General features: G+C 67.6%; 23 protein-coding genes. 7 read left to right on the top strand and 16 right to left on the bottom strand.

From position 1 onward, the window contains the following. Positions 1–40: 40 nt before the first annotated feature. Together AC5P6E_RS16145 and AC5P6E_RS16140 are read left to right on the top strand one after the other, a co-directional pair. Positions 41–1,009, top strand: a complete 969-nt coding sequence (locus AC5P6E_RS16145) for a LysR family transcriptional regulator (protein ID WP_012478790.1) — start codon at positions 41–43, stop codon at positions 1,007–1,009. Positions 1,010–1,334: 325 nt separating this feature from the next. Continuing rightward, positions 1,335–2,243, top strand: coding sequence for a LysR family transcriptional regulator (locus AC5P6E_RS16140; RefSeq protein ID WP_019337440.1), 909 nt, complete (start codon positions 1,335–1,337; stop codon positions 2,241–2,243). Positions 2,244–2,324: 81 nt separating this feature from the next. On the opposite strand, the gene AC5P6E_RS16135 is transcribed toward AC5P6E_RS16140, so the two are convergent. Together AC5P6E_RS16135 and lepB are read right to left on the bottom strand one after the other, a co-directional pair. Continuing rightward, complete coding sequence (locus AC5P6E_RS16135) at positions 2,325–3,581, bottom strand: MFS transporter (protein ID WP_019337439.1); 1,257 nt, start codon at positions 3,579–3,581, stop codon at positions 2,325–2,327. A 124-nt stretch (positions 3,582–3,705) separates the two neighbouring features. Further along, a complete protein-coding gene (gene lepB / locus AC5P6E_RS16130; RefSeq protein ID WP_010487079.1) occupies positions 3,706–4,332 on the bottom strand; it encodes a signal peptidase I in 627 nt (208 codons plus the stop codon). Positions 4,333–4,589: 257 nt separating this feature from the next. Between lepB and AC5P6E_RS16125 the strand changes: the two genes are divergently transcribed. Together AC5P6E_RS16125 and AC5P6E_RS16120 are read left to right on the top strand one after the other, a co-directional pair. Then, positions 4,590–4,991 (top strand): hypothetical protein, encoded by a 402-nt coding sequence (locus AC5P6E_RS16125; protein WP_010487081.1) that lies wholly within the window; start codon positions 4,590–4,592, stop codon positions 4,989–4,991. A gap of 3 nt (positions 4,992–4,994) precedes the next feature. Continuing rightward, positions 4,995–5,441, top strand: a complete 447-nt coding sequence (locus AC5P6E_RS16120; RefSeq protein ID WP_004153636.1) for a 3-dehydroquinate dehydratase — start codon at positions 4,995–4,997, stop codon at positions 5,439–5,441. A 134-nt stretch (positions 5,442–5,575) separates the two neighbouring features. On the opposite strand, the gene dcp is transcribed toward AC5P6E_RS16120, so the two are convergent. The 3 genes from dcp to arfB form a co-directional block, all read right to left on the bottom strand. Next, positions 5,576–7,732 carry a peptidyl-dipeptidase Dcp gene (gene dcp, locus AC5P6E_RS16115; protein ID WP_019337438.1) on the bottom strand — a complete coding sequence of 719 codons (2,157 nt, stop codon included), beginning with the start codon at positions 7,730–7,732 and terminating at the stop codon, positions 5,576–5,578. Between the two features lie 111 nt (positions 7,733–7,843). Continuing rightward, positions 7,844–8,446, bottom strand: a complete 603-nt coding sequence (locus tag AC5P6E_RS16110; RefSeq protein ID WP_019337437.1) for a 1-acyl-sn-glycerol-3-phosphate acyltransferase — start codon at positions 8,444–8,446, stop codon at positions 7,844–7,846. A gap of 4 nt (positions 8,447–8,450) precedes the next feature. After that, on the bottom strand, positions 8,451–8,882 hold the full coding sequence (arfB, locus tag AC5P6E_RS16105; RefSeq protein WP_019337436.1) for an alternative ribosome rescue aminoacyl-tRNA hydrolase ArfB: 432 nt from the start codon (positions 8,880–8,882) through the stop codon (positions 8,451–8,453). A gap of 133 nt (positions 8,883–9,015) precedes the next feature. On the opposite strand from arfB, the gene AC5P6E_RS16100 reads away from it, so the two are divergent. Continuing rightward, positions 9,016–9,543 (top strand): DUF2059 domain-containing protein, encoded by a 528-nt coding sequence (locus tag AC5P6E_RS16100; protein WP_010487093.1) that lies wholly within the window; start codon positions 9,016–9,018, stop codon positions 9,541–9,543. A 70-nt stretch (positions 9,544–9,613) separates the two neighbouring features. Here the strand turns inward: AC5P6E_RS16100 and AC5P6E_RS16095 are convergent, their stop codons facing one another. The 4 genes from AC5P6E_RS16095 to AC5P6E_RS16080 form a co-directional block, all read right to left on the bottom strand. Next, positions 9,614–10,357: a pseudouridine synthase gene (locus tag AC5P6E_RS16095; protein ID WP_019337435.1), complete on the bottom strand. Its 744-nt coding sequence runs from the start codon at positions 10,355–10,357 to the stop codon at positions 9,614–9,616. A 107-nt stretch (positions 10,358–10,464) separates the two neighbouring features. After that, positions 10,465–11,043 carry an O-methyltransferase gene (locus AC5P6E_RS16090; RefSeq protein WP_019337434.1) on the bottom strand — a complete coding sequence of 193 codons (579 nt, stop codon included), beginning with the start codon at positions 11,041–11,043 and terminating at the stop codon, positions 10,465–10,467. 5 nt (positions 11,044–11,048) lie between these two features. Continuing rightward, complete coding sequence (gene ubiB / locus AC5P6E_RS16085) at positions 11,049–12,704, bottom strand: ubiquinone biosynthesis regulatory protein kinase UbiB (protein ID WP_126560772.1); 1,656 nt, start codon at positions 12,702–12,704, stop codon at positions 11,049–11,051. Continuing rightward, the gene (locus tag AC5P6E_RS16080; protein ID WP_019337432.1) at positions 12,701–13,336 is read right to left on the bottom strand and encodes a ubiquinone biosynthesis accessory factor UbiJ; all 636 of its coding nucleotides are present in this window, start codon (positions 13,334–13,336) and stop codon (positions 12,701–12,703) included. Before AC5P6E_RS16080 ends, ubiB begins: the two co-directional genes overlap by 4 nt. 378 nt (positions 13,337–13,714) lie before the next feature. Here AC5P6E_RS16080 and ddlA point away from each other — a divergent pair, with 378 nt between their 5' ends. Further along, positions 13,715–14,809: a D-alanine--D-alanine ligase gene (ddlA, locus tag AC5P6E_RS16075; protein WP_029550855.1), complete on the top strand. Its 1,095-nt coding sequence runs from the start codon at positions 13,715–13,717 to the stop codon at positions 14,807–14,809. A gap of 82 nt (positions 14,810–14,891) precedes the next feature. On the opposite strand, the gene AC5P6E_RS16070 is transcribed toward ddlA, so the two are convergent. From AC5P6E_RS16070 to oleC, 3 genes are all read right to left on the bottom strand, one after another. Continuing rightward, the gene (locus tag AC5P6E_RS16070; RefSeq protein ID WP_004153593.1) at positions 14,892–15,047 is read right to left on the bottom strand and encodes a DUF1328 domain-containing protein; all 156 of its coding nucleotides are present in this window, start codon (positions 15,045–15,047) and stop codon (positions 14,892–14,894) included. 82 nt (positions 15,048–15,129) lie between these two features. Then, the gene (gene oleD / locus AC5P6E_RS16065; RefSeq protein WP_019338517.1) at positions 15,130–16,122 is read right to left on the bottom strand and encodes a 2-alkyl-3-oxoalkanoate reductase; all 993 of its coding nucleotides are present in this window, start codon (positions 16,120–16,122) and stop codon (positions 15,130–15,132) included. Then, complete coding sequence (gene oleC / locus AC5P6E_RS16060) at positions 16,119–17,777, bottom strand: olefin beta-lactone synthetase (RefSeq protein ID WP_029550854.1); 1,659 nt, start codon at positions 17,775–17,777, stop codon at positions 16,119–16,121. Before oleC ends, oleD begins: the two co-directional genes overlap by 4 nt. Before the next feature lie 104 nt (positions 17,778–17,881). Here oleC and AC5P6E_RS16055 point away from each other — a divergent pair, with 104 nt between their 5' ends. Continuing rightward, positions 17,882–18,313, top strand: coding sequence for a YkgJ family cysteine cluster protein (locus AC5P6E_RS16055; protein ID WP_019338515.1), 432 nt, complete (start codon positions 17,882–17,884; stop codon positions 18,311–18,313). Between the two features lie 32 nt (positions 18,314–18,345). On the opposite strand, the gene AC5P6E_RS16050 is transcribed toward AC5P6E_RS16055, so the two are convergent. The 4 genes from AC5P6E_RS16050 to AC5P6E_RS16035 form a co-directional block, all read right to left on the bottom strand. Then, positions 18,346–19,236, bottom strand: a complete 891-nt coding sequence (locus AC5P6E_RS16050; protein WP_019338514.1) for an alpha/beta fold hydrolase — start codon at positions 19,234–19,236, stop codon at positions 18,346–18,348. Between the two features lie 140 nt (positions 19,237–19,376). Further along, entirely contained in the window at positions 19,377–20,393 is a 1,017-nt protein-coding gene (locus AC5P6E_RS16045; RefSeq protein ID WP_010487115.1) for a 3-oxoacyl-ACP synthase III, read from the bottom strand. 102 nt (positions 20,394–20,495) lie between these two features. Beyond that, a complete protein-coding gene (locus tag AC5P6E_RS16040; RefSeq protein ID WP_005407628.1) occupies positions 20,496–20,813 on the bottom strand; it encodes a DUF4156 domain-containing protein in 318 nt (105 codons plus the stop codon). Between the two features lie 194 nt (positions 20,814–21,007). Then, positions 21,008–23,857, bottom strand: coding sequence for a M16 family metallopeptidase (locus tag AC5P6E_RS16035; protein WP_019338388.1), 2,850 nt, complete (start codon positions 23,855–23,857; stop codon positions 21,008–21,010). Between the last annotated feature and the right edge of the window lie 88 nt (positions 23,858–23,945).

The following is a 23,945-nucleotide window of genomic DNA, read 5'->3' as shown; positions in this document are numbered from 1 at the left end:
TGCAATGCTCTACATAAGTTGTGCTAATACTTGTAACGCCATGACCACGCGCCCCTCGCCAAGTCCGCGTTTTTCCTACAAATCCGACCGGTTGAAGCCGTTGCGCGCGTTCTGCCAGACCGTGCGCCTGGGCTCTGTCTCACGGGCGGCTGAGGCGTTGTTCGTCAGCCAGCCGGCCATCAGCCTGCAGTTGCAGGCTCTGGAACGGGAGCTGGGCGTGCCGTTGTTCGAGCGCAGCGGGCGTCGCCTGGTGCCCAGCCGCGAGGGCCAGCTGCTGTACGAAATGGCGCAGCCGCTGGTGGAGAACCTGGACGGGCTGGAGGCACGCTTCCGCGACAAGGTACGCGGCCTGGATGCGGGCGAGCTGAACATCGCCGCCAACAGCTCGACCATCCTGTACCTGCTGCCGAAGATCGTCGAACGCTTCCGCCTGCACCACCCGGACGTGCGCCTGACCCTGCACAACGCGATCAGCGCCGACGGCACCGACCTGCTGCGCGAGGATGCCGCCGACCTGGCAATCGGTTCGATGACCGATGTGCCGGCCGATCTCAGCTACGCCCCGGCCTATCGCTTCGAGCAGGTACTGATCGCGCCGCACGATCATCCGCTGGCGAGCGGTGGCGAGCTGGAGCTGGCCGACATCGCGCGCTATCCACTGGTGCTGCCACCGAAGCGGCAGATCACCTATCGGCTGGTCGACCAGGTGTTCCAGCGCCACCGCATCGCCTACACCGTGGCCCTGGAGGTGGGCGGCTGGGAGGTGATCAAGCAGTACGTGGCGATGGGCATGGGCATTTCCATCGTGCCGGCGCTGTGCCTGAACGAGGCCGACCACGAGCGGCTGGCGGCGCGGTCGATGAAGCGCTGGTTCCCCGAGCGCAGCTACGGGGTGATCGTGCGGCGTGGCAAGGCGTTGTCGGCGCAGGCGCGGGCGTTCATCGAGCTGATCCAGCCGGAGTTGTTCAGTCCGCGCGATTACGACCAGAGCGGGCATTCCGAGCGGTAGGGGTGTTCGGCAGGGCTGCGCCCTGCACCCGCAGAGGCCGAAGCAACAGCAACGGCGACAGCGGGCTTTCCGTGGATGGCGGGGTGGGTCCGGTTACGGGGGACGCCGTAAATCCGTCCATGGAGGCTCGGTCGCGCCATCCATGGCGCTCACGCCCCCGCAACCGGACCCACCCCGCCTTCGACCGTTTTCTGCGAACTGTGGCAAATGCTTCCCATGGTGGATGCCGACCGTTGGTCGGCACGGGGTCGGATCCCGTTGCTGCGCAACGGGCTCTGACCCCGCCTCTGATTCATTTCCGGCTGACGATGAATAAACTGGACCCATGTCCGTCGAACTCCGCCACCTGCGCTACTTCCTTGCCGTCGCCGATACGCTGCACTTCGGCCAGGCGGCGGAGCGGTTGGGCATGTCGCAGCCGCCGCTCAGCCAGCAGATCCGCCAGCTGGAAGATCTGATCGGTGCGCGCCTGTTCGTGCGCAGCCATCGTCGTGTGCAGCTGACGCCTGCCGGTGAGCTGCTGCAGGAGCGTGCACGCGCCATCGTGCAGCAGGTGGAAACGGCGGTAGATGAGGTGCAGCGTGCGCAGCGCGGCGAGCAGGGCGAACTGCGTATCGGCCTGACCCGGGCCACGCCACTGTCACCGCAGATTCCGCGTTCGATCCTGCGCTACCGCCAGCAGTACCCGCAGGTGCGGCTGCAGCTGAGCGAGATGAACACGCTGCAGCAGATCGATGCGCTGCTCGATGGCAGCCTGGACGTGGGCATCATCCGCAAGCGCGCGTTGCCGCCGGAACTGGTGGCGCACAGCCTGTTCGTCGACCCGCTGGCGTTGATCGTGCATGCCGACCACCCCGCCCTGCGCAAACTGTCGAAACAAGGAACGCTGTCGCTGCGCGACTTCGCGCAGGAGCCGTTCGTGGCATTTCGCCGCAGCGCGGGTGCGGGCATCCATGACCACATGATCGCGTTGTGCGCGGCCGCCGGGTTCACGCCGCGCATCGCGCAGGAGGCGGGCGAAGCCTCGACCCTGATCAGTCTTGCTGCTGCCGGCCTGGGTGCGGCGATCCTGCCGTCGTCCTGCGATCACATCCGGGTGGAGGGCGCGCGCTTCGTGGCGCTGGCCGATGCCGGTGCGCATTCGGAGGTGCAGCTGGCGTGGCACCGCGAGGGGGTGACGCCGCTGATCCGCAATTTCGCCGGGTTGTTGCGCGAGGCGTTCGTGGAGGGCTGAGCGTGCCCCCCCCGGTAGTGGCCAACCTTGGTTGGCCCACGACCACAACGCCGACCAAGGTCGGCCTCTACCAGACCAGGATCACGCGGTCACCGGCTGCGGGGCGCGCTGCTGCAGCGCCCAGACAATGCCACCGCCGATCAGGGTCAGCACGGCGGCGAACAGGCACACACCCCGCCAGTCCCACGCCGCATAAGCCAGGCCGCCTAAACCACCGAGTACACTCGAACCCAGGTAATAGGCAAACAGGTACAGCGCCGAGGCTTCCGCGCGCATCGTGCCGGCACGGCTGCCAACCCAGCTGCTGGCTACCGAGTGACCGCCGAAGAAGCCGAACGTCACCAGCGCGATGCCGAGTGCCATCGTGCTCAGCCAAGGCAATGCCAGCAGCGCGATGCCGGCACCGATCAGCGCGAACGAGATCGACAGGATGCGACCGCGTCCGTAACGCGTAGCCTGCTGGCCCATCCACGCCGAACTGAAAGTACCCACCAGGTAGACGCTGAAGATCAGGCCTACCACGGTCTGGCTGAGGTGGTACGGCGGCGCCAGCAGGTGGTAGCCCAGGTAGTTGTAGAGGGTGACGAACACGCCCATCAGCACGAACGAGGTAGCGAACAGCCACGGCAGGCCCGGGTCGGCGAACAGCATGCGCCAGCGTGACGGCAACTGACGCAGGCCATCCCGGCGGGGGTGGAAGTGACGCTGTGGCGGCAGCTGCAGCCACAGCAGCACGGTGCTGGCCACGGCGATGATCGAGACCACGCCGATGCCCCAGCGCCAGCCCCAGTGGTCGGCGATGATGCCTGCCAGCAGTCGCCCGCTCATGCCACCGATGGCGTTGCCGCCGATGTACAGGCCCATCGCCAGGCCCAGCGCGCGGCTGTCCATTTCCTCGACCAGGTAGGTCATCGCCACGGCCGGCACGCCGCTCAGCGCCAGGCCCAGCAGGGTGCGCAGCACCAGCAGCGTGGTCCAGTCGTCCACCAGCGCGGTGCTCAGCGACAGCATGGCCGAGGCCAGCAGCGCAGCAATCATCAACGGGCGGCGGCCGACCGCGTCGGACAGCAGGCCGGCCAGCAGCATGGCCACCGCCAGCGTGCCGGTGGTCAGCGACAGCGACATTGCGCTGCCGGCGGCGGACACGCCGAAGTGGCGGCTGAATTCGGGCAGCAGCGGCTGCACCGTGTACAGCAGGCCGAAGGTGGAGAAGCCGGCCAGGAACAGCGCCAGCGCGGTGCGGCGGAAAGCCGGCGTGCCCTGCTGGATGCGGGTGTCGGAAGCGGGGTCAACAGCGTGGGGGCGGCGTTCGACGGTCGCGGCGGTTTCGCCAGTCATGGGATCGGTGGGCCGGTGGGGACGGCCGGGTATGGGAGGGAACGGGCCTCAGACTAGGCCCGTCCATCCAGTCGATCCATAACCTGATAGGTCAGGATTGATACACGGAAAGTATCAATTCAGCTTACAGGCGCTGCCACTCGAAGCCGGCGCCCCGGCGGTAGTACACCGCCACAGCGCGGCCGTAGACCTTGTCAGCGTCGACGAAGCCGAAGAAGCGGCCATCGAAGCTGTTGCCGCGGTGGTCACCCAGCACCAGCACCTTACCGTCGGGCACCACCAGATCGGCGATATCCGGGCCGCCGCCCATGTCCAGATCGAGGCGGGCACGGCGTTCACCGAAGGCTTCCACGTCCTGCAGGTCGGCGGTCTGCAGTGGCTGGCCGTTGATGCTCAGGTGCCCTTCGTGCAGCTGCACATGGTCACCGGCCACCGCGGCCACCCGCTTGATCAGGCGGGTGCCGTCGGCCGGCGAATCGAACACCGCCACCTCGCCGCGCTGCGGGGTGCCGGTCGCCATCAGTTCCTTGCCGGTAAACGGCAGGCGCAGCCCATAGGCACGCATGTCCACCACCACCCGGTCGCCGGGCTGCAGGGTCGGCTGCATCGAGCCGCTGGGCACTACGTAGTGGTTGGCCAGGGTATCGCGGGCGGCGGCGAGCAGGCCGAGCATCACCAGCAACGGCAGCGCCTCTTTCTTCAGCCAGGCCAGCGCGCGTTCGGAAAAGGGAGGGCGGGCAACAGCGTCCATGGCAGGCTCCGGGTCAGTGGTAGCTGCATCAGACCACATCCGGGCCGAAGAGGTTCCCGCACCGGCTTGCTGTAGAGCCGAGCCCGCGCTCGGCTGCTCTTCAAGCGTCGGTGCACGCCAGCCGAGCGTAGGCTCGGCTCTACAGGAAGGGTTACGCAGGTTTTACGCGCGCACCCGGCCACGGGCATCGCACCTTTACGGCCAGCACGTGCATCGTGTGCCCACCGCGCCGCAGGGCGCATTCCGCAAGGTGTTGTATGACCCTCCTGGTGATCCGCCACGCGTCTCCGTCGGCGCCGCGCCCGCAGTTGCCGGCGCAGCTGAGCGGCCATCGCGTGCTGTGCAGCGACTGCGCGAGTCTGTCCGAAGTGCGCCAGTGCCTGTGCCAGCCGCAGGCGCGCTCGGCCGACTGGGTGCTGCTGGATGTCGGCGTGGCCGACGAGGCGCAATGGCAGGCCGAGGGTGGCGCACTGCAGGCGGCGCTGGAACGGCTGCCGGCGCAGTACATCGAGCTGCAGTCGCCCAGCGAGCCCGGCCTGGATGCGCGCCTGCGCCTGCAGCACGGCCCCGCCGCGGTGGTGGTCGACCAGCGCAGCCAGCAGGCCGGCTATCCGCTGTCGCTGGCCATCGTCGGCCGTCGCCTGGCGCAGGAGGGCTGAGCCATGTCGATCTTCATCATCCGCGGCCCGGAAGCCGCCGGCGCCTTGATTCGCACGGCAATGCCACTGCCGGCGCCGGTACTGAAGTCGCTGGTGCATCGCGCGATCGATGCCGGCACCAGCGTGGCGATCCGTGCCTGCGGTTCGGAACAGGAACTGCTGGACGCACTGCGCGTGGCCGACCACAGTCGCGGCGAGGTGACGCTGCTCGATCCGGGTGCATGTGCCAACAGCCTGCGCCTGCAACGGTTGCTGCCCTATCTGCACAACGCGTACGTGGAAGTGCATGACGACGGCGCGGTGGCCGAGCCGTGCCTGCCGGCCGGTGTCGGCCAGCGCCTGGGCATCGCCGCCGGCTATGGCGCGCAGAGCTATGTGCTGGCGCTGGACATCGCACTGGATCACCTGGGGCTGGCCGAGCAGGCGAACCGGGTGCATGTGGGGACGTAGCGTGCTTCCTTTCGTGGAAAACCAGCCGAGCATGGGCTCGGCTCTACAAGGGCGCGAAAGGCAGCCGAGCGTAGGCTCGGCTCTACAGAAGAGCAAAGAAAAACGGCGGGGTTGCCCCCGCCGTTTTCGCTTTCTTATTTCAGCCCGCGGAACTTCAGCAGCGGTTCCACCGACGGGTCCTTGCCGCGGAAATCGCGGTACAGGGTCGACAGCTCCACACTGTTGCCGCGCGAGAGGATCTTGTCGCGGAATTCCTGGCCGTTGGCCGCGGTCAGGCCACCGTGTTCGGTGAACCACTGGTAGGCGTCATGGTCCAGCACTTCGGCCCAGAAGTAGGCGTAGTAGCCGGCCGAGTAACCACCGCCCCAGATGTGGTCGAAGTAGGTGGTACGGTAACGCGGCGGCACCTGCGGCAGGTCGACCTTGAACTTCTTCAGCGCGCTGGCTTCAAAGGCGCCGACATCCTGCAGCGGCGCGTCGGCCTTCTGCGTGTGCCAGGCCAGGTCCAGCAGCGCGGCCGACAGGTACTCGGTGGTCGCGTAGCCCTGGTTGAAGCTGCGTGCCTTGAGGATCTTGTCGACCAGTTCCTGCGGCATCGCCTCGCCGGTCTTGTAGTGCTTGGCGTAGTTGGCGAACACCTTCGGATCCAGCGCCCAGTGCTCGTTGAACTGCGACGGGAACTCGACGAAATCACGCGAGGTGGCGGTGCCGGCAATCGACGGGTACTTCACGTTCGAGAACATGCCGTGCAGCGCATGGCCGAACTCATGGAACATGGTGGTGACGTCGTCGAAGCTGATCAGCGCAGGCTGGCCGGCGGCCGGCTTGGTGAAGTTGCAGACGTTGTAGACCACCGGCTTGGCACCGGTCAGGCCGTCCTGCTCGACGAACACGTCCATCCAGGCGCCGCCGGACTTGCTGTCACGCTTGAAGTAGTCGGTGTAGAACAGCGCCAGCGAGGTGCCGTCCTTGTCGAACACTTCGTACACCTTCATGTCCGGGTTGTAGGTCGGAATGTCGGTACGCGGCTTGAAGGTGATGCCGTACAGCTGGGTGGCGGCGTAGAAGACGCCGTTCTGCAGCACGTTGTCCAGTTCGAAGTACGGCTTGATCTGCGATTCGTCCAGATCGTACTTGGCCTTGCGCACCTGCTCGGCGTAGAAGTCCCAGTCCGAAGCGGCGACCTGGAAACCACCCTTCTGCGCGTCGATCACCTTCTGGATCTCGCCGGCTTCGGCGCGTGCCTTGGCGGTGGCGGCCGGCACGGTGTCGGTCAGCAGCTTGAGCGCGGCGGCCGGGGTCTTGGCCATCTGGTCGCCCAGCTGGTAGTCGGCGAACGTGTCGAAGCCGAGCAGCTTGGCCTTCTGCGCACGCAGCTGGGCCAGGCGCTGCACGGTCTGCCGGGTGTCGTTGGCATCGCCGCGCTCGGCGCGGGTTTCCGAAGCCTTCAGCACGGCGGCGCGCTGGTCGCGGTCGCTCAGCGAGCCGAGCACCGGCTGCTGGGTGGTGTTCTGCAACGGCAGCAGGAACTTGCCATCCAGCTTGCGATCCTTGGCGGCGGTGGCAGCGTTGTTGATCGCATTCTCGTCCAGGCCGGCCAGCTTGGCCTTGTCGTCGACAACGACGGCCGCAGCGGCCGTGGCGGCCACCAGACGGGTATGGAACTGGGTGGAAAGGGTGGTTTCTTCCACGTTGAGCTTGCGCAGGCTCGCCTTGTCGGCGTCGGACAGCTGTGCGCCAGCGCGCACCAGGCCGTCGTAGTAATGCTCGACCAGGCGCTTCTGCACCGGGTCCAGTTCCAGCGTGTCACGCTGGTCGTACAGCGACTTCACGCGCGCGAACAGCTTCGGATCGAGGTTGATCTCGTCCTGGTGCGCAGCCAGCTTCGGTGCCACCTCTTCCTGGATCTTCTGGCGCGCATCGTTGGTATCGGCCTGGACCAGGCCGAAGAAGATGCGCGACACGCGGTTCAGGGTCTCGCCGCTGCGCTCCATCGCCACGATGGTGTTGTCGAAGGTGGCCGGTTCGCTGCTGTCGGCGATCTTGCGCACGTCGGCCAGGTGCTGGCGCATGCCTTCCTCGAACGCCGGCAGGTAGTCGCTGTCCTTGATCTTGTCGAACTGCGGCGCCTGGAACGGCAGCGTGCTGGCGCTCAGCAGCGGATTGGTGGAGGCTTCGGCCGGCTGCTGGGCCGGGGCTTTCTGGGCATCGGACACGGGGGTGGACTCCTTGCCGGAACAGGCCGCCAGCGCCAGGCTGATGGCGGCGGCCAGGACTACGGTACGCGACATGTAAAACGCTCCTTGGGCAGACGGTACGGGATACCAGCCCTCCACCCTACTCCTGTCGCGCTCGCCCGGCATGTGCCGGACGTGGCGTCTATGCGGCGACCTGCGGCCGGCTCAGACCGTACCGCGGGTCTTGCCCATCCACGGCCGGTAGAACTCACGGATGGCGGCCATGTCGGCGGCGTCATCGCCGCTGGGCGTGAACAGCGGGCCGATGCCGATGGTCTTTTCCGGATAGTGGAAATACGCGGCCAGGATCGGCACGTCGGCCATCCGGGCGATCTTCAGGAAGCCGGCCTTCCAGTCCTTCACGGCCTTGCGGGTGCCCTCGGGCGTGATGGCGAACCACATCTTCTCGTTGTAGCGCAGCAGGTCCACCGCCTGGCCCACTGTGCCCTGCGGCGAGCTGCGGTCCAGCGGGATCACGCCCAGCTTGTGCAGCAGCGGGCCCAGCGGCCACCAGAACAGCGATGCCTTGCCCAACACCTTCACCTTCATGCCCAGTGCGATCTTGGCCGCCATGCCCCACAGGCCATCCCAGTTGGACGAATGCGGGGCGATGATGAAGACCAGCCTGGGGATGTCAGGCAGGGTGCCGGTCACCTTCCAGCCGCCCATGCGCAGGGTGCAGCGCGCCAGCCAGCGCAGGAAGGCGTTGGGTTTGACCTGCGGCATCTGCGGCGGCACAGCCGGCAGCAACGAAGTCGGGTTGTTCAAGCAATCACTCCCAGTCACGTGATGAGCGCCCGCGCTTGATCTGCGCGCGCCCGCGTTTGGCGTCCAGACGACGCAGTTTCGACCCGAGGGTCGGCTTGGTGGCCTTGCGCGGTTTGGGCACGCTCAGCCCGGCCTGGATGAAGGCCGCCAGCCGATCGCGCGCATCCTCGCGATTGCGATCCTGGGTCCGGAAACGTTGCGCGTCGATGACCAGCACGCCTTCGCCGGTCATGCGCCGGTCACGCCGCGCCAGCAGGCGCATGCGCAACGGTTCGGGCAACGAGGGCGAGTTGGCCACGTCGAAACGCAGTTCCACCGCGGTGGAGACCTTGTTGACGTTCTGGCCACCGGCACCACTGGCACGCACGAACCGCTCGACGATCTCGCCGTCGGGGATTTCAAGCTGCGCGCTGATGGTGACCGGTCCACTGCCCATCCGCGCATTGTAGCGGCAGCCACGTGCCGGAGTGCGGCATCGCGCACCGTATGCCGCCGATCAGGTACCGAACACGCCGCCTTCGCCTTGGCTGCGGGTATGCTGGCCGTCCCATGTACCGCAGGAAGCCCGCATGACCCGCACCGCACCCGCCCTGCCGTCCCTGCTGCGCCGCGCCGCCCTGCTGCTGGCGCTGGCCGTGGCCAGCGTTCCGGCCCTGGCCGCGCCGCCGACCGATGGCGACATCAACCGCCTGCTGTCCGCGTCACGTGCGCAGAGCATGATCGACACCATGCTGCCGCAGATCGAGGCGATGCAGCAGCAGCAGTTCCAGCAGGTGGCCGCACAGCGCCAGCTCAACGCCCAGCAGCAGGAACAGCTGAAGCGGATCCAGGCGCGGACCAGCCAGACCCTGCGCCAGGCCCTGTCGTGGCAGCAGCTGCGGCCGATGTACGTGGACCTCTACAAGAAGACCTTCAGCAAGGAAGACGTGCTGGCGATGGCCGAGTTCTACGAGAGCGCGGCCGGCCAGAGCCTGCTGGACAAGACCCCGGCGCTGATGCAGAACGTGATGGTGGCCATCCAGGCGCGCATGCAGCCGCTGTTCGCGGATCTGCAGAAGGACCTGGAAGCGATCGTCAACGAGCCGGAAAAGAAATAACGGGGTGCGCCGGGCCACGCCCAGCCGCTGGCTGTAGAGCCGAGCCCACGCTCGGCTTACCGCAGCAGCATCAGGCGTCGTCCACCTGCCAGCCGAACAGGCCCAGCGCCTTCTGGAACTCGCGGTCCAGCGGCGCACGCACATCCACCGTGCCACCGTCCGGATGCGGGAAACGCAGGCGCTCGGCATGCAGCAGCATGCGGTGCACGCCCTGCATGCGGAAGATGCGGTTGTGACGACCATCACCGTGGCTGGTGTCGCCGATCATGTGATGCGAGAGATGCTTCAGGTGCCGGCGGATCTGCCGGAAGCGCCCGGTCTGTGGCTGGCAGCGCAGCAGCGCGTAGCGCGAACGGGTGAACTCACCGACCGGGACCGACAGCTCGCCGGTGGTCAGGCGCTGGAAGTCGGTGACCGCCGGCTTCTTCACCGGCTTGCCCGGGCCACCGTCGAGGTCGTGGTCGACCCGCCAGGACGGTTCTGCCGGCCAGCCACGGCAGACGGTCAGGTAGTCCTTCAGCACTTCACCGCCCATCAATGCCTTGCCCAGCGCGCTGGCGGTTTCGCGGTCGAAGGCCAACAGCAGGCAGCCGCTGGTGGCCCGGTCCAGGCGATGCACGAGGAAGATCGGGCGGCCCAGCTGCTCGCGCAGGCGGTCGGCCAGGAAGTCGTCTTCGCCACGGGCCAGCTTGCTGTCGTGGACCATCAGCCCGGCAGGCTTGTTGACCACGGCCAGGCGTTCATCCAGGTGCAGCAGCTGCAGGGGCGCGGTGTCGGTCTCGACCGCGGCGAGGGTCTCGGGTTCGGTGCTCACCGCGGGATTATAAAGGCCTGCCTTCTGTAGAGCCGAGCCCGCGCTCGGCGGCTCTGCGCGACCGGCAACGGCGTGCCAACCAAGGTTGGCACCTGCCTGTAGAGCAGTCAGGCGCTGCGTACGGCCAACAGCTCGCCATTGCCCACCGGCACCAGGCTGGTGCTGAAGTCCGGATCAGCCTCCAGCAGCGCCCGCAGCGGTTCCATCTGTTCTGCATGCGAGGTGGCGTTGTCCACCACCAGCAGGCCGCCGGGCCGCAGCACGCGGCGCAGCTGCGGCCACCAGCCGGCGTACTGCCCGCGATCCGAATCGAGGAACAGCAGGTCGACGCTGGCATCCGCGACCAGCGCCAGCCACGGTCCCGCATCGTCGTGGACCAGCGTGATGCGATCGGCCAGGCCACTGCGCGCGAAGGTGTCACGCGCCATCGCCACCTTGTCCTCGGCGTATTCGAGCGTGGTCACGTGGCCGTCGATGGCTGTGGCAGCCTCGGCCAGCCACAGCGTCGAATAGCCGTTGGAGGTGCCGATCTCCAGCACCTGGCGCGCAGCGCCGAAGCGGACCAGCACGGACAGGAATTCACCCGTCTCCGGCGTGATGTTGAGCATGCGGCGCCCGCGCGCGCTTTCGCGGGCATCGTTGTCGGCGCCGAAGCGGGCCAGTTCGTCCTTGAGTGCCTGCAGCATGGGACCTACTTCCACCACGCGCGCGCCAGCGCCACCACGCCGACCACACCGGACAGCCAGCTCCACATCGGCAGGTCGCCCCAGTACCAGCCCGGCGGCTGCACCACGTAGATCAGCGCGGCGATGGCCAGCAGGCCGACACCGGTGATCGCGCCCACCGCACGCTTCTGCAGGCGCTGCACGCTGGCATCCAGTGCGGCCAGGTCGCGCGAACGCATCGACAGTTCGTGGCGGCCTTCCACCTGCTGGGTCAGCCAGGCGTGTACCAGGCGCGGCATGTCCGGCGCGTGGGTCATGATTTCCGGCAGGCGCTTGCCGAGCTCGCGTACCACCCGGCGCGGGCTGTAGCGCTCGCGCAGGATCTTCGCCAGCACCGGCTTGGCCACTGCCCAGATGTCGATCTGCGGATCGAGCTGGCGGCCGACGCCTTCGATGTTCAGCAGGGTCTTCTGCAGCAGGATCAGCTGCGGCTGCAGGGTCAGCTGGTAACGCTGGGCCACGCGGAACAGCTTCATCAGCACTTCGGCCAGCGAGATCTGCGACAACGGGCGGGTGAAGTACGGCTCGCACACCGAGCGCACGGCCGCTTCCAGGTCATCGATGCGCACGTTGTCCGGCATCCAGCGCGCCTGCACATGCAGTTCGGCGATGCGGCGGTAGTCGCGGTTGAAGATGGCCATGAAGTTCTCGGCCAGGTAGTACTGATCTTCCTGCGAGAGCTGGCCCATGATGCCGAAGTCCAGCGCGATGAAGCGCGGGTTGGCGCGACGCGACGGATCGGTGTCGACCCAGATGTTGCCGGCGTGCGCGTCGGCATGGAAGAAGTTGTCGCGGAACACCTGGGTGTAGAACACCCGCACGCCCTTGGCGGCCAGCGCCTTGCGGTCGATGCCGGCCTTGTCCAGCGCGGCGATGTCGTCGGACGGAATGCCCCACACGCGCTCCAGGGTCAGCGCGCGCTCGGCGGTGTGGCTCCAGATCACTTCCGGCACGTACAGGTCGTCGCTGTTTTCCCAGAAGCGGCGCAGCACGCTGGCATTGGCGCCTTCGCGCTGCAGGTCCAGCTCGGCGGACAGGGTGTTTTCGACCTCGGCCACCACTTCGCGCGGACGGATCTTGTCGGCGCGTGGATGGGTGCGCTCGACCAGGGCGGCCAGCGAATTGAGCAGGGCGATATCAGCGTCGATCTGCTTCTCGATGCCCGGGCGCAGCACCTTGACCACCACCTGGCGGCCATCGGCCAGCGTGGCCGCGTGCACCTGTGCGATGGAGGCCGAGGCCAGCGGTTCGGTGTCGAAACTGGCGAAGGCCTCGCTGACCGGCAGGCCGAGCGCTTCCTCGACGATGCGACGCGCGGTCTCACCATCGAACGGCTTGACCCGGTCCTGCAGCAGAGTCAGCTCATTGGCCACATCCGGCGGCACCAGATCGCGGCGGGTGGACAGGATCTGGCCGAACTTGACGAAGATCGGGCCGAGATCCTGCAGCGCCAGGCGCAGGCGCGCACCGCGCGACTGTGCGGCGATGTCGGCCGAGGCGCGCGGCACGAACGGCTTGGCCAGGCGCAACCAGCGCTCGGCCGGTGTGCCCTGCAGCAGGTCGTCGAGGCGGTAACGCAGGATCACCCGGCCGATGCGGCTGGCGCGCAGCACGGCCTTCATGCGGCACCCCGCAGGCGCTGTACGCGTGCACCAAGGCGCTCCACGTCGTCGCGCAGCACGTCCACATCATCGTGGAAGGCATCCAGTTCAGCGCGCGGCACTACATCGCGCGATTCCTCGGTGATGAATTCTGCGGCGCTGTGGGCCAGGTCGACCGCGCCCTGGCGTGCGTGCTGCAGGGCGCTGCGCAGGGTATTGGCGACCTGCACGCCCAGTACCTCGCCGAACACGCTGACGAAGGGCTGCTGCCAGTCCGGGTCGAAGCCCTTGGCGAGCTGCTGCAGGCGGCGTGCCAGTTCGGCGTCGCCGGCCACGCGCACGCGGCCCTTGCCGTTGTTGTCACCGCGCCGTGCGTTGGCCAGCAGCGGCAGCTGCGCGAGCACGCCGGCCAGGCTGCTGCGCACGGCCAGGTCGGCTTCCTGCGCATCCACCGGGCCGACCCGCAGCTGGTCGCCGTCGACGCTGATGCGCATGGCCAGCGACGGCGCTTCCAGGGTCAGATCGATATGCCGGCCATCCAGGCTGGTCAGCGCATGGCGGGTATCCGGATCCAGCGCCAGCGCGCGGTTCAGGGCGATCTGCAGGGCGCGGCCGGCGACCGGCTTGAGGGACTTGAGCAGGGAGAGAGCCATGTGTGCATTCTACCTGCGTGGGTGGGGGGCTTGGGCCGGGCTGCCGCCCGGCACCCGCAGAGGCAACGGCAACCGCAATAGCCGAAGCAACAGCAACAGCGGGTATTCCGTGGGGTGGCGGGGTGGGTCCGGTTGCGGGGGACGCCGTAAACCCGTCCTTGGGGGCTTGGCCGCGGCATCCATGCCGCGGACACCCCCGCAACCGGACCCACCCCGTCTTCGACAGGTTCCTGCTGCTCTTGGTGGGTGTCGACCTTGGTCGACACGGTAGATCCACGCCATGCGTGGATGGATTTCTGGTTCATCTGTGCCTCACGCGGAAGGCCTATGAAGGTTCATGCTATGGGGCCACGCAACGCACAGGACATCGCATTCCCCATGGCACGGACCCGGGTCGGCATCATCTTCGGTGGCAAGTCTTCCGAGCACGAAGTTTCGCTGCAGTCGGCGAAGAACATCCTCGATGCGCTCGATCGCGAGCGCTTCGAACCGGTGCTGGTCGGTATCGACAAGCAGGGCCAGTGGCATCTGAGCCAGCCGGATACCTTCCTGATCAATGCCGATGATCCGTCGCGCATCGCCCTGCATCGGTCCGGTACGTCGCTGGCGGTGCGCCCGGGCGCCGAGCAGGCGCAGCTGCAGCCGTCCGATGCGGCCAGCGCGCTCGGCCAGATCGATGTGGTGCTGCCGATCGTGCACGGGCAGCTGGGCGAGGACGGTGCGCTGCAGGGGCTGCTGCGCATGGCCAACCTGCCCTTCGTCGGTTCACCGGTACTGGGCTCGGCGGTGGCGATGGACAAGGACGTGACCAAGCGCCTGCTGCGCGACGCCGGGCTGCAGGTGGCACCGTGGCTGTGCATCCGTCGCCATCAGGCGGCGGCAGTCGATGTCGACGCGGTGATCGCGCAGCTCGGCCTGCCGTTGTTCGTGAAGCCGGCCAACCAGGGTTCGTCGGTGGGGGTGAGCAAGGTCAAGGATGCAGCGGGCTTCGCCGAGGCGCTGGCATTGGCGCTGCGCTACGACCACAAGGTGCTGGTGGAATCGGCGGTGGTCGGTCGCGAGATCGAGTGCGCGGTGCTGGGCAACGAACATCCTCAGGCCAGCCTGTGTGGGGAAGTGGTGGTGCACGACGAGTTCTGCGCCTACGACACCAAGTACATCAACGCCGACGGCGCCGAGGTGGTGGTGCCGGCGGATATCGATGCTGCAACCCAGGCGCGCATCCAGCAGACCGCGCTGCGGGCCTACCAGGCGCTGGAGTGTGCGGGCATGGCGCGCGTGGATGTGTTCCTCACCGCAGACGGTGAGATCGTCATCAACGAGGTCAACACGCTGCCGGGCTTCACCCGCATCAGCATGTACCCGAAGCTGTGGGGCGCCAGCGGTGTGGACTACACCACGCTGATCACGCGGCTGATCGAACTGGCGCTGGAGCGTCATGAAGCCGATCGCGGATTGCACAGCGCCGTGTAGCGGCGCTGTGTGTAGCGTCGAGCCATGCTCGACGCTACAAAGAGGGCGTGCCGGCCAGCGGCCGGCACTACCCTGCGGTCTTCTACCCGCGCTTGCGGAACATCGAGATCACTGCCAGTACCAGGAACACAACGAACAGGATCCAGGCAATGTTGCTGGCAGCGCCGGCAATGCCGGAGAAGCCGAGCACGGCGGCGATGATGGCGATGACGAAAAAGATGACGGCGTAATGCAGCATGGCGCTCCTCGCAGATGTCCGGGCCGTTGGATGGCGTGGGTCCATCCTCCCGATCTGGCGGTGTGCAGCCAGTGACGGCGATCTATGCAGCAGATGAAGCCTTCAGCCTGCGCAGCCCTTCTTCGACGCTGACCTGCGGCACGTAGCCGAAGTCACGGCGTGCCGGCTCCATGCTGTACCAGTGCGGCGTGCACAGCTGCTCGGCCAGGAAGCGGGTCAATGGCGGCTCGCCGCGCAGGCGCAGCAGCGGCCACAGGCGCTCGCAGAGCGCACCGATGCGGTAAGCGGCCTTGAAGCTGATCGCCTTGTCCACAGTCGGCGCACCAACGGCGGCCAGCAGCTTGTTGACCAGCTCGCGCATCGGCAGCGGTTCGCCGTTGGAAATGAAGTAGGCCTTGCCCGCACACGCGGCCCCCGGCGCCAATGCCTCGAAAGCGAGAAAGTGTGCGAGCGCGGCGTTGTCGATGTAGGTGGTATCCACCTTGTTGTTGCCATCGCCCACCAGACGCAGGCGGCCCTGCCGTGCACGTTCGGCCAGGCGCGGCACCAGCTGCTGGTCGCCCGGGCCCCAGATCAGGCGCGGGCGCAGCGCCACCGTCGCCAGCGAGGCGTCGTTGGCCGCCAGCACGCGCTGTTCGGCAATCGCCTTGGTCGCCGCATACGGTGCCTGGAAATCTTCGCCGTAAGGCACTTCATCGGCGCCCAGGCCTTCCACCGGATGGGTGGCACGGTGCGTCACGCTGGGCGTGGAGGTGTAGACCAGCCGGCTGATGCCATGCACACGGCAGGCGGCGATCACATTGTCGGTGCCGACCACGTTGGCCTGGTGGTAGCTGTCATAGCTGCCCCAGGCGCCGGCCTTGGCACCGTTGTGGAACACCGCATCGACGCCGGCCACCGCGTGCAGCACCGCTTGCGCGTCGGCGAGATCTCCACGGATCTGGCCCACACCCATCGCCTGCAGCTCCGGGTAGTGACTGCGGTTGAACGCCAGGACCTGGTGGCCACGTTCGACCAGCCCGCGGCACAGCGCCTGGCCAAGGAAACCACCACCACCGGTGACCAGGATCTTCATGCGCGCTTCTCCAGTTCGGCGCTGGCCCAGACGGCGAGCTTCTCGCGGCCGATCTTGGCGTTGTGACGGATATCGACGGGGAACGCCGGATGCACCAGGAAGTGCTGCAGGCCGGCCTCAGGCGTGCGCGCTGCGGCATGCGCACGCAGCGCTTCCTGCAGCGCCGGGCTGTCTGCCTGGCCACGCTGCAGTTCCACGCACAGCACCGGCACCTGTGCACCCGGGGCGCCGACACCGACCAGCGCCGTGCGCGCCACCCCGGCCACGGTGTTGAACACCGGCTCGACCTGTTCGGTGTACAGCGGTCCGCGCGTGGTCTCCACGCGCTGCGTCTTGCGCCCGCAGAACCACAGTCGGCCCTGCGCATCGAAGTAACCGACGTCGCCCATGCGATGGACCACGCGCGTGCTGCCATCGGCCAGCGTCTCGTGGATCTTTGCCGCCGCCGTGGCCTGCGGGCGGTTGAAATAACTGTCGGTGGCGGTCGGCCCGGCTACGGTGATCTCGCCGACCTCGCCGGTGGCCAGCACGCGTGCCTGCGACCAGTCCGGCAGCGGCGCGTCATCGATGGCGATGATGCGCACCTCGTTCGGCTCAACCACGCTGCCCACGCAGGTACCGGCACCTGCTTCGGTAGCAGCACGGGTGCGCTCCAGCTCGCGGCCCTCGACCACCGCCACCGGCAGGCACTCGGTGGCGCCATACGGCGTCCAGAACTGCGCGTCGGCCGGCAGCAGGCTGCGGATGGTGGCGACCACGTCCGGCGGCACCGGCGCACCCGCCGAGGTCACCCGGGTGACCGTCGGCAGCGGCCGGCCATGCTTCGCCAGCACCCGCATCAGTGCCGGCGAGCCGAACAGCTGGGTGACGCCGAAACGCTGGATGGCGTCGTGCAGGCGCGCCGGGTCGGCCTGTGCCGGCCGGGTCGGGTCCATGTCCGGGATGACCGAGGTCAGGCCCAGCGCAGGATCGAACAGCGCGAACGGCGGGAAGGTGGGCAGGTCCACCCCGCCGGCTTCCATGCCGAAGGCACTGCCCAGCAGCTGGATCTGGCCGACGAAGTGGCGATGGCGGTAGACCACGCCCTTGGGCACGCCGGTGGAGCCACTCGTGAACAGGATCGCGGCCATGTCCTCGCCGTCAGTGGAGGCCAGCATCGGCCCACCATTGGCACCGGCGCGCTCCAGCGCGGCCAGCGTGGTTCCGCCCCAGCCGAGGCGGCGGCCGACGGTCACCAGGCGGGTCGCCGACGGTGCCCAGCGCAGCCCCAGCCGCGCCACATGCGCCAGCGGAATGCCGATGAAGGCCTCTGGCTGCGCCTCGTCCAGGCACTGCTTCAGCGCGCGCTTGTCGATGCCCGGATCGACCAGCACCGGCACCGCGCCCAGCTTGAACAGGGCGAACATCAGCAGGAAAAACTCCGGCGACGGCCGCACCATCACCACCGTCCGCACCCCACGGCCGATCCCGTAGCCGGCCAGGCCGGCGGCCATGGCGTCGCTGCGGGCGTCCAGCTGGCGGTAATCCAGGGTGACGTCGTAGGCGGCCATGCCGTTGCCGGCGCCACGGCGGCCGGGGCAACGGATGGCGATCTGGTCGGGGCGTTCACGCGCCAGTTCAGGCAGGCGCGCGGCAATGTTGCAGGGTCGGTTCATCCGTTCATTGTCGCCGCTTACGGAATTTCTTGCGCGGCGGCCCACTTCGTGGAAAATCCGCACCCTCGTTCCTGATTCCGACTGCCGCCCGGGGCGGCTTGCCCATGCAACATCCCTGCATGACCTGCGGCGCCTGCTGCACCCAATACCGCGTGGCCTTCCACTGGATGGAATCGGACGAGGTCACTCCCGGCGGCGTACCGCACCAGCTCACCGAGGTGCTCGACCCGCATCGCCTGTGCATGCGCGGCACCCACTCCAAGCCGGTGCGCTGCGTGGCGCTGGATGCGCAGATCGGCGTGTATTCACGCTGCACCATCCACCCCAACCGGCCCAGCGTGTGCCGCGAGGTGGATGCATCGTGGGAGTACGGCAAGGCCAGCCCGCAATGCGACAAGGCGCGCATTGCCTACGGCCTGGATCCGCTGACGCTGGCCGACTGGCGCTGGCGCGATGACGCCGACAATGACGACGACCATCCGGACGACAACGGCAACAGCCCGTCCTCACCGCCGCAGGCGCCGATCGCCGCGTAGTCCGGTGTGCCGGCCAACGGTCGGCACACCTCTCAGAGAGGGTTGGCGTCCAGGAACGCGCGGATCTCCGGCACCAGCACCTCGTGCTTGTCTTCCAGCACGTAATGGCCGGCATCCTCGAAGGCATGCACCTGGGCCTGCGGCAGCGCGGCCTGGAAGCCCTTCAGGAAGTGATGGTCGAACACGAAGTCGCGCAGGCCCCAGCCGAGGAAGGCCGGGCGGTCGGCGAACGACGGCAGCGCCTTGCCGGCACGTTCCAGCAGCGACCACGCCTTGTCGGCCGGCGACAGCGGGATGTCCTGCATGAAGCGGATGGTGCTGATGCGGTTGGCGTAGCTGTTGTACGGCGACACATAGGCGCGGCGCACGTCGGCCGGCATCTTCCGCTCCACGCCCAGCCACGAGGCGCCGGACGAGAATGCGTTGAAACTGCGGATGATCCACTCGCCGATCTTCCAGTGGCGGCCGAGCGCGATCTGCCAGGGCATCTTCTTCGCCGCCGGCATCGGGAACGCAGCGGTGTTGAGCACCACCAGGCGCTTCACCTGGTCGTGGTGCGACAGCGCCCAGCCGAAGCCGATCATGCCGCCCCAGTCGTGCACGGCCAGGGTCACCGGGCCGGTGATGCCCAGGTGCTTCAGCAGCGCATCGAGGTCGTCCACGCGCGACTGCAGCGTGTAGTCGTAGCGGCTGTCATCGGGCTTGTCCGACAGGCCCATGCCGATGTGGTCCGGCACGATGCAGCGGTACGTGTCCGACAGGCCAGCCACCAGCGTGCGCCAGTAATAGCTCCACGACGGGTTGCCGTGCACCATCACCACCACCTCGCCGTCGCGCGGGCCTTCGTCGAGATAGTTCATCGACAGGCCAGGGCGCACTTCGAAGCGCTGCGGGTGGGCGGGGTAACCGGGGAGATCGCGCATGCGGAGCACCTAAGGAGAATCGCGGCGCGGTGTAGAGCCGAGCCGATGCTCGGCTGCTCTCCGGTCCGCTGCGGAAGAGCCGCGCTGCGCGCGTGAGCCGAGCATGGCTCGGCTCTACAGGAGGTCGGGCAGCGGGCTGCTTACCAGACCACTTCAGCCATCGAGCAGTTCAGGCCCGAGCCGATACCTAGAAGCGCGATGCGATCGCCCTTCTTCAGCTTGCCCAGCTGCTTGAGCTTGCTCAGCACGATCGGCACCGAGGCCGGGCCGATGTTGCCGTGCTCGCCAAAGATGGTCATGACCTTCTTCGGGTCGATGCCGAAGTTCTTGATGAACGCGGCCGTGTGCGGCTGGCTGACCTGGTGGATCACGAACTGGTCCAGCTCTTCCACGGCCCAGCCGAGTGCAATCTTGGCGGCGCTGAAGGTCTTCTGCGCCAGCTTGATGCCTTCGATCAGCAGCAGGCGGGTATCGGTGACCATGCGGTCCAGGTTGCCCAGGCACAGCTGGTTCCACTCGGTGGCCGAGCGGGTCACGCCGCCCTTGTAGCGCGGGGCGTCCGGCACCAGTTCCGAGCGCGCCATCACCATGGCCGCAGCACCCGAACCGGTGGTCAGCGCCGCCAGCTCGTTGCGGAAATCGTCAGCGGTGACGTCCGGGGCGGTCATGCGCTCCAGGGTCTTCTCGTACACCAGGTTGGCGGTCTCGCCATCCACCACCAGCGCGTAGTCGATATCACCGCGCTCGATCATGCGCGCCGCGATATCCATACCGTTGATGAAGGCCAGGCAGGCATTGGCGACGTCGAAGGTCATGCATTCGTCGCTGACGCCGAGGTTGCCGGACACGATGGAGGCCGTGGACGGCTCCAGGTAGTCACGGCTGACCGAGGTGTTGACCAGCAGGCCGACCTGGGTCGCGGTGATGCCCGCGTCTTCCAGTGCCTTGCGGCCGGCCATGGTGGCGGCGTCCGACGCCAGCACGCCGTTGTCCCACAGGCGGCGGGCATGGATGCCGGCGATATCGCCGAGCACGTCGGTGCGGATACCGAGGCGATCCAACGTCGGCTGCAGGCGTTCGTTGATTTCCTTGGTCGTCAGCGTATGCGGCGCGTCGACGTGTGCCAGGCCGGCGATCGAGACATTCTTGAAGAGCATCGAGGTTAGCGCCAAGGCTCAGGCAAAAGGGGGCGCTATTCTATAACCCCCGGGCTTTCACCGCATCTTTACGAATTCAGCCTTGCCCGTATGGTGAAGCGTTCAGCGCGGCGGGCACTGGAAGGCGGCGAAGCGCTGGCTGCCATCGGCCGGGGCCGCAGCGGCCTGCACGGCATTGGCGCCGGCGCTCGGGGCCTCGTTGCGGGCCAGGGTTTCCAGCTCTTCCTGCACCCGCAGCGGGTTGCGGTTGTAGAAGCCGACCTTGCTCTTCACGGTGACCACCACCTCGCCCTTGGCGATGCAGCCGGCGGGAACCGGGCCTGCCGGCAGCACGCGGGTTGCCTTGCCGGCCGGTTCGATCGGCACCCAGGTACAGGCGGTGACGGTGAGCAGCAGGGAGGAAAGCAGCAGAACGCGCATGGGCAGATCCTGGAAGGGTATGGGGGGATTCTGCCTGAACAGCCTGAATCGGGGGTAGCCGGGATGGGGTCCCGGTAGCGCCGGGCCATGCCCGGCGAGCGCACGGCGCGGCATGGCTGGCCACCGGAAAGCCGCCGGGCATGGCCCGGCGCTACCACGAGAGGCCTGCCCGCCATGGCGGGCAGGCACATCCCTTATTTCTTGACCGGGTTGCCTTCGGCATCGATCACCGTCACCTCGCCCAGGTTCAGCGCACGCACGGCCGCTTCGGTCTGCTTGAGGTCACCCACCACCACCCAGGTCAGGGCCTGCGGCTTGATCTCGGCAGCGGCCTGCTGCACCTGCGCCGGGGTCATCGCCTCGATCTCGGCCTTGCGGCGCAGCACGTAGTCGTCCGGGCGCTTGAACTGCACGATCGAACCGATGGTCGACGCCACCGCGCTGGCGGTCTCGTAGGCACCGGGCAGGCTCAGCGTCTGGATGTTGCGGATGCGGTTCACCTCGTCGGCGGTGGCCGGCTTGCTGCCATCGGCGAACGCGGCGATTTCCTTGCGCATTTCCGCCATCGCCGGACCGGTCTTGTCGATCTGCACCGGCGCGCTGGCCATCCACGGACGCTGGCCCACCGAGTTGACCGCGCTGCTGCGTGCACCGTACGACCAGTGCTTGTCTTCACGCAGGTTCATGTTCAGGCGCGAGGTGAAGTCACCGCCGATGACGCCGTTGGCGATGTCGAAGCGGGTCGAGCTGGCAGCGCTCGAAGGCGCCACCACCTGGCCGGCGAACAGGTTGGCCTGCACCGCGCCCGGCTGGTCGATCAGGAACACGCGCGGGCCCTTCGGCAGCGCTACGTCGGTGGCCGCCTTCACCTGCGGGGCGTCGCCACTGGCCTTCCAGTCGCCCAGCTGCTTGTCCAGCAGCGGCACGATCTCGGCCAGGGTGGTGTCACCGACCACGATCAGGGTGCCGTTCTGCGGGCGCAGCCAGTCGTGGTGGAAGTCGACCAGGTCTTCGCGGGTCAGGCCATTGATCGCCGCTTCGTCACCGCTGCCGGTGAACGGAATGGCGTACGGGTGGCCCTTCCCGTACAGCAGCGGCGGCAGCACGCGCATCGCCACCGCACCCGGGTTGACCTTCTCCTGCTGGATGCCGGCGATCCAGCTCGCCTTGACCCGGTCGATCTCGCCCTGCTCGAAGCGCGGCTCACGCAGCAGGTCGCGGTACAGCGCCAGCGACGGTGCTAGGTTTTCCTTCAGCGCCGACAGGTCCACGCTCATCGAGTCCAGGCCGGCCGAGGCATCCAGGCTGGCACCCAGCGCGTCGGCGGCATCGGCGAAGGCCAGCGAGCCGAGCTTGCCGGCGCCTTCGGTCATCAGGCTCATGGTGAAGTTGGCGGTGCCCGGCTTGCGGCCCTGGTCGGCGCTGAAGCCGCCCGGGAACTGGTAGCTGAACTGCACCACCGGAATCTCGTGGCGCTCGGCCAGGATCACCTGGGTGCCGTTCTTCAGCGTGGCGCGCTGCAGCGCCGGGAACTTCAGCTGCGGGAACTCGCGGGTCTGCGGCACGCCGGCCTTGCGGTCGACCTGCTCGGGCAGGGTGCTGTACTTGGGGTCCACCGCCGGCACGTTGAACGGCTTCGGCGCCTGGCTCGGCTCTTCCTTCAGCGCCACGCGCTCACCCGGTGCGATCACCAGGGTGTGGCTGCCCTTGTCCAGCCACTGCGCGCCCAGCCGGCTCAGATCAGCAGCACTGGCCTTCTCGATGTTGGCCAGCGAGGTGCGGAAGCAGCCCGGGTCGCCGGTGAACACCGCGCACTCGGCCAGTGCGTCGGCCTTGCCGCCGAAGCCACCAATGCGCTCGATGCCGCGGATGAAACCGGCGCGGGCACCGGTCTTGGCGCGCTCCAGCTCGGCCGCGGTCGGGCCCTGCTTGATCAGGCGGTCCAGTTCCTCGTCGATGATCTTCTCGACCTTGGCCGGGTCCTGGCCCTGCTTGACCGTCGCCATGATCACGAAGTTCGAACCCAGCTGCGACGTCGACAGGCCCGACGCGATGCTGTCCACCAGCTTGTCCTGGTGCTGCAGGCGCTGGCTCAGGCGCGAGGACTTGGCACCGCCCAGGACCTGCGCGAACAACTGCAGCTGATCGACCTCGGTGGTGCCGACCTGCGGCACGTTCCAGGCGCGGTAGATGCGCGCCTGCGGCACCTTGTCCGTCATCGTCTCGCGCGTGTCGGCGCTGCGCTTGGCCACGTTCACTGCCGGCTGCGCCATGGTCGGGCCGGCCGGGATGGCGCCGAAGTACTTGCCGACCTTTTCCTTGGCGGTGGCCAGGTCGATGTCGCCGGCCAGCACCAGCACCGCGTTGTTCGGGCCGTACCAGGTGCGGAACCAGGTCTTCACGTCATCCAGCGACGCCGCGTTCAGATCGTTCATCGAACCGATCACGCCGTGGTGGTACGGGTGGCCAACCGGGTACAGCGCCTTGTTGAGCTGGTCCCAGGCCTGGCCGTAGGGCTGGTTCTCGCCCTGGCGCTTCTCGTTCTGCACCACGCCACGCTGCTCGTCCAGCGCCGCCTGGTCGATCGCACCGACCAGATGGCCCATGCGGTCCGATTCCATCCACAGCGCCATGTCCAGCGCGGTGGTGGGCACGTTCTCGAAGTAGTTGGTGCGGTCGGTATTGGTGGTGCCGTTCTGGTTGGTGGCACCGACCTGCTTGAACGGTTCGAAGAATTCGCCGTCGTGGTTTTCGCTGCCCTGGAACATCAGGTGTTCAAACAGGTGCGCGAAGCCGGTACGGCCCGCCGGCTCGTCCTTGCTGCCCACGTGGTACCAGACATTGACCGCGACGATCGGCGCCTTGCGATCGGTATGCACGATCACGCGCAGGCCGTTGGGCAGGGTGAACTGCTCATACGGGATATCGACCTTCGCCGGTGCGGCCGGCTTAGCCGCCAGCGCATGGGAAGGCACAAGCGTGCCCAGGGCGGTGCTGAGGGCGACGGCCAGCAGTGCAGCGCGCGGGCGAAGGGCGAGAGACATATCCGGATCCTTGGTCACATAGGTGAACCCCGATCCTAGCCTGCGCACGCAGCGGCAGGAATCGGCCAGCAGTCACTGGGGGTGTTTT

The sequence above is a fragment of the Stenotrophomonas sp. YJH_SMC_16 genome, from assembly GCF_059367875.1.
This window is presented reverse-complemented; position numbering and strand designations above follow the sequence as displayed.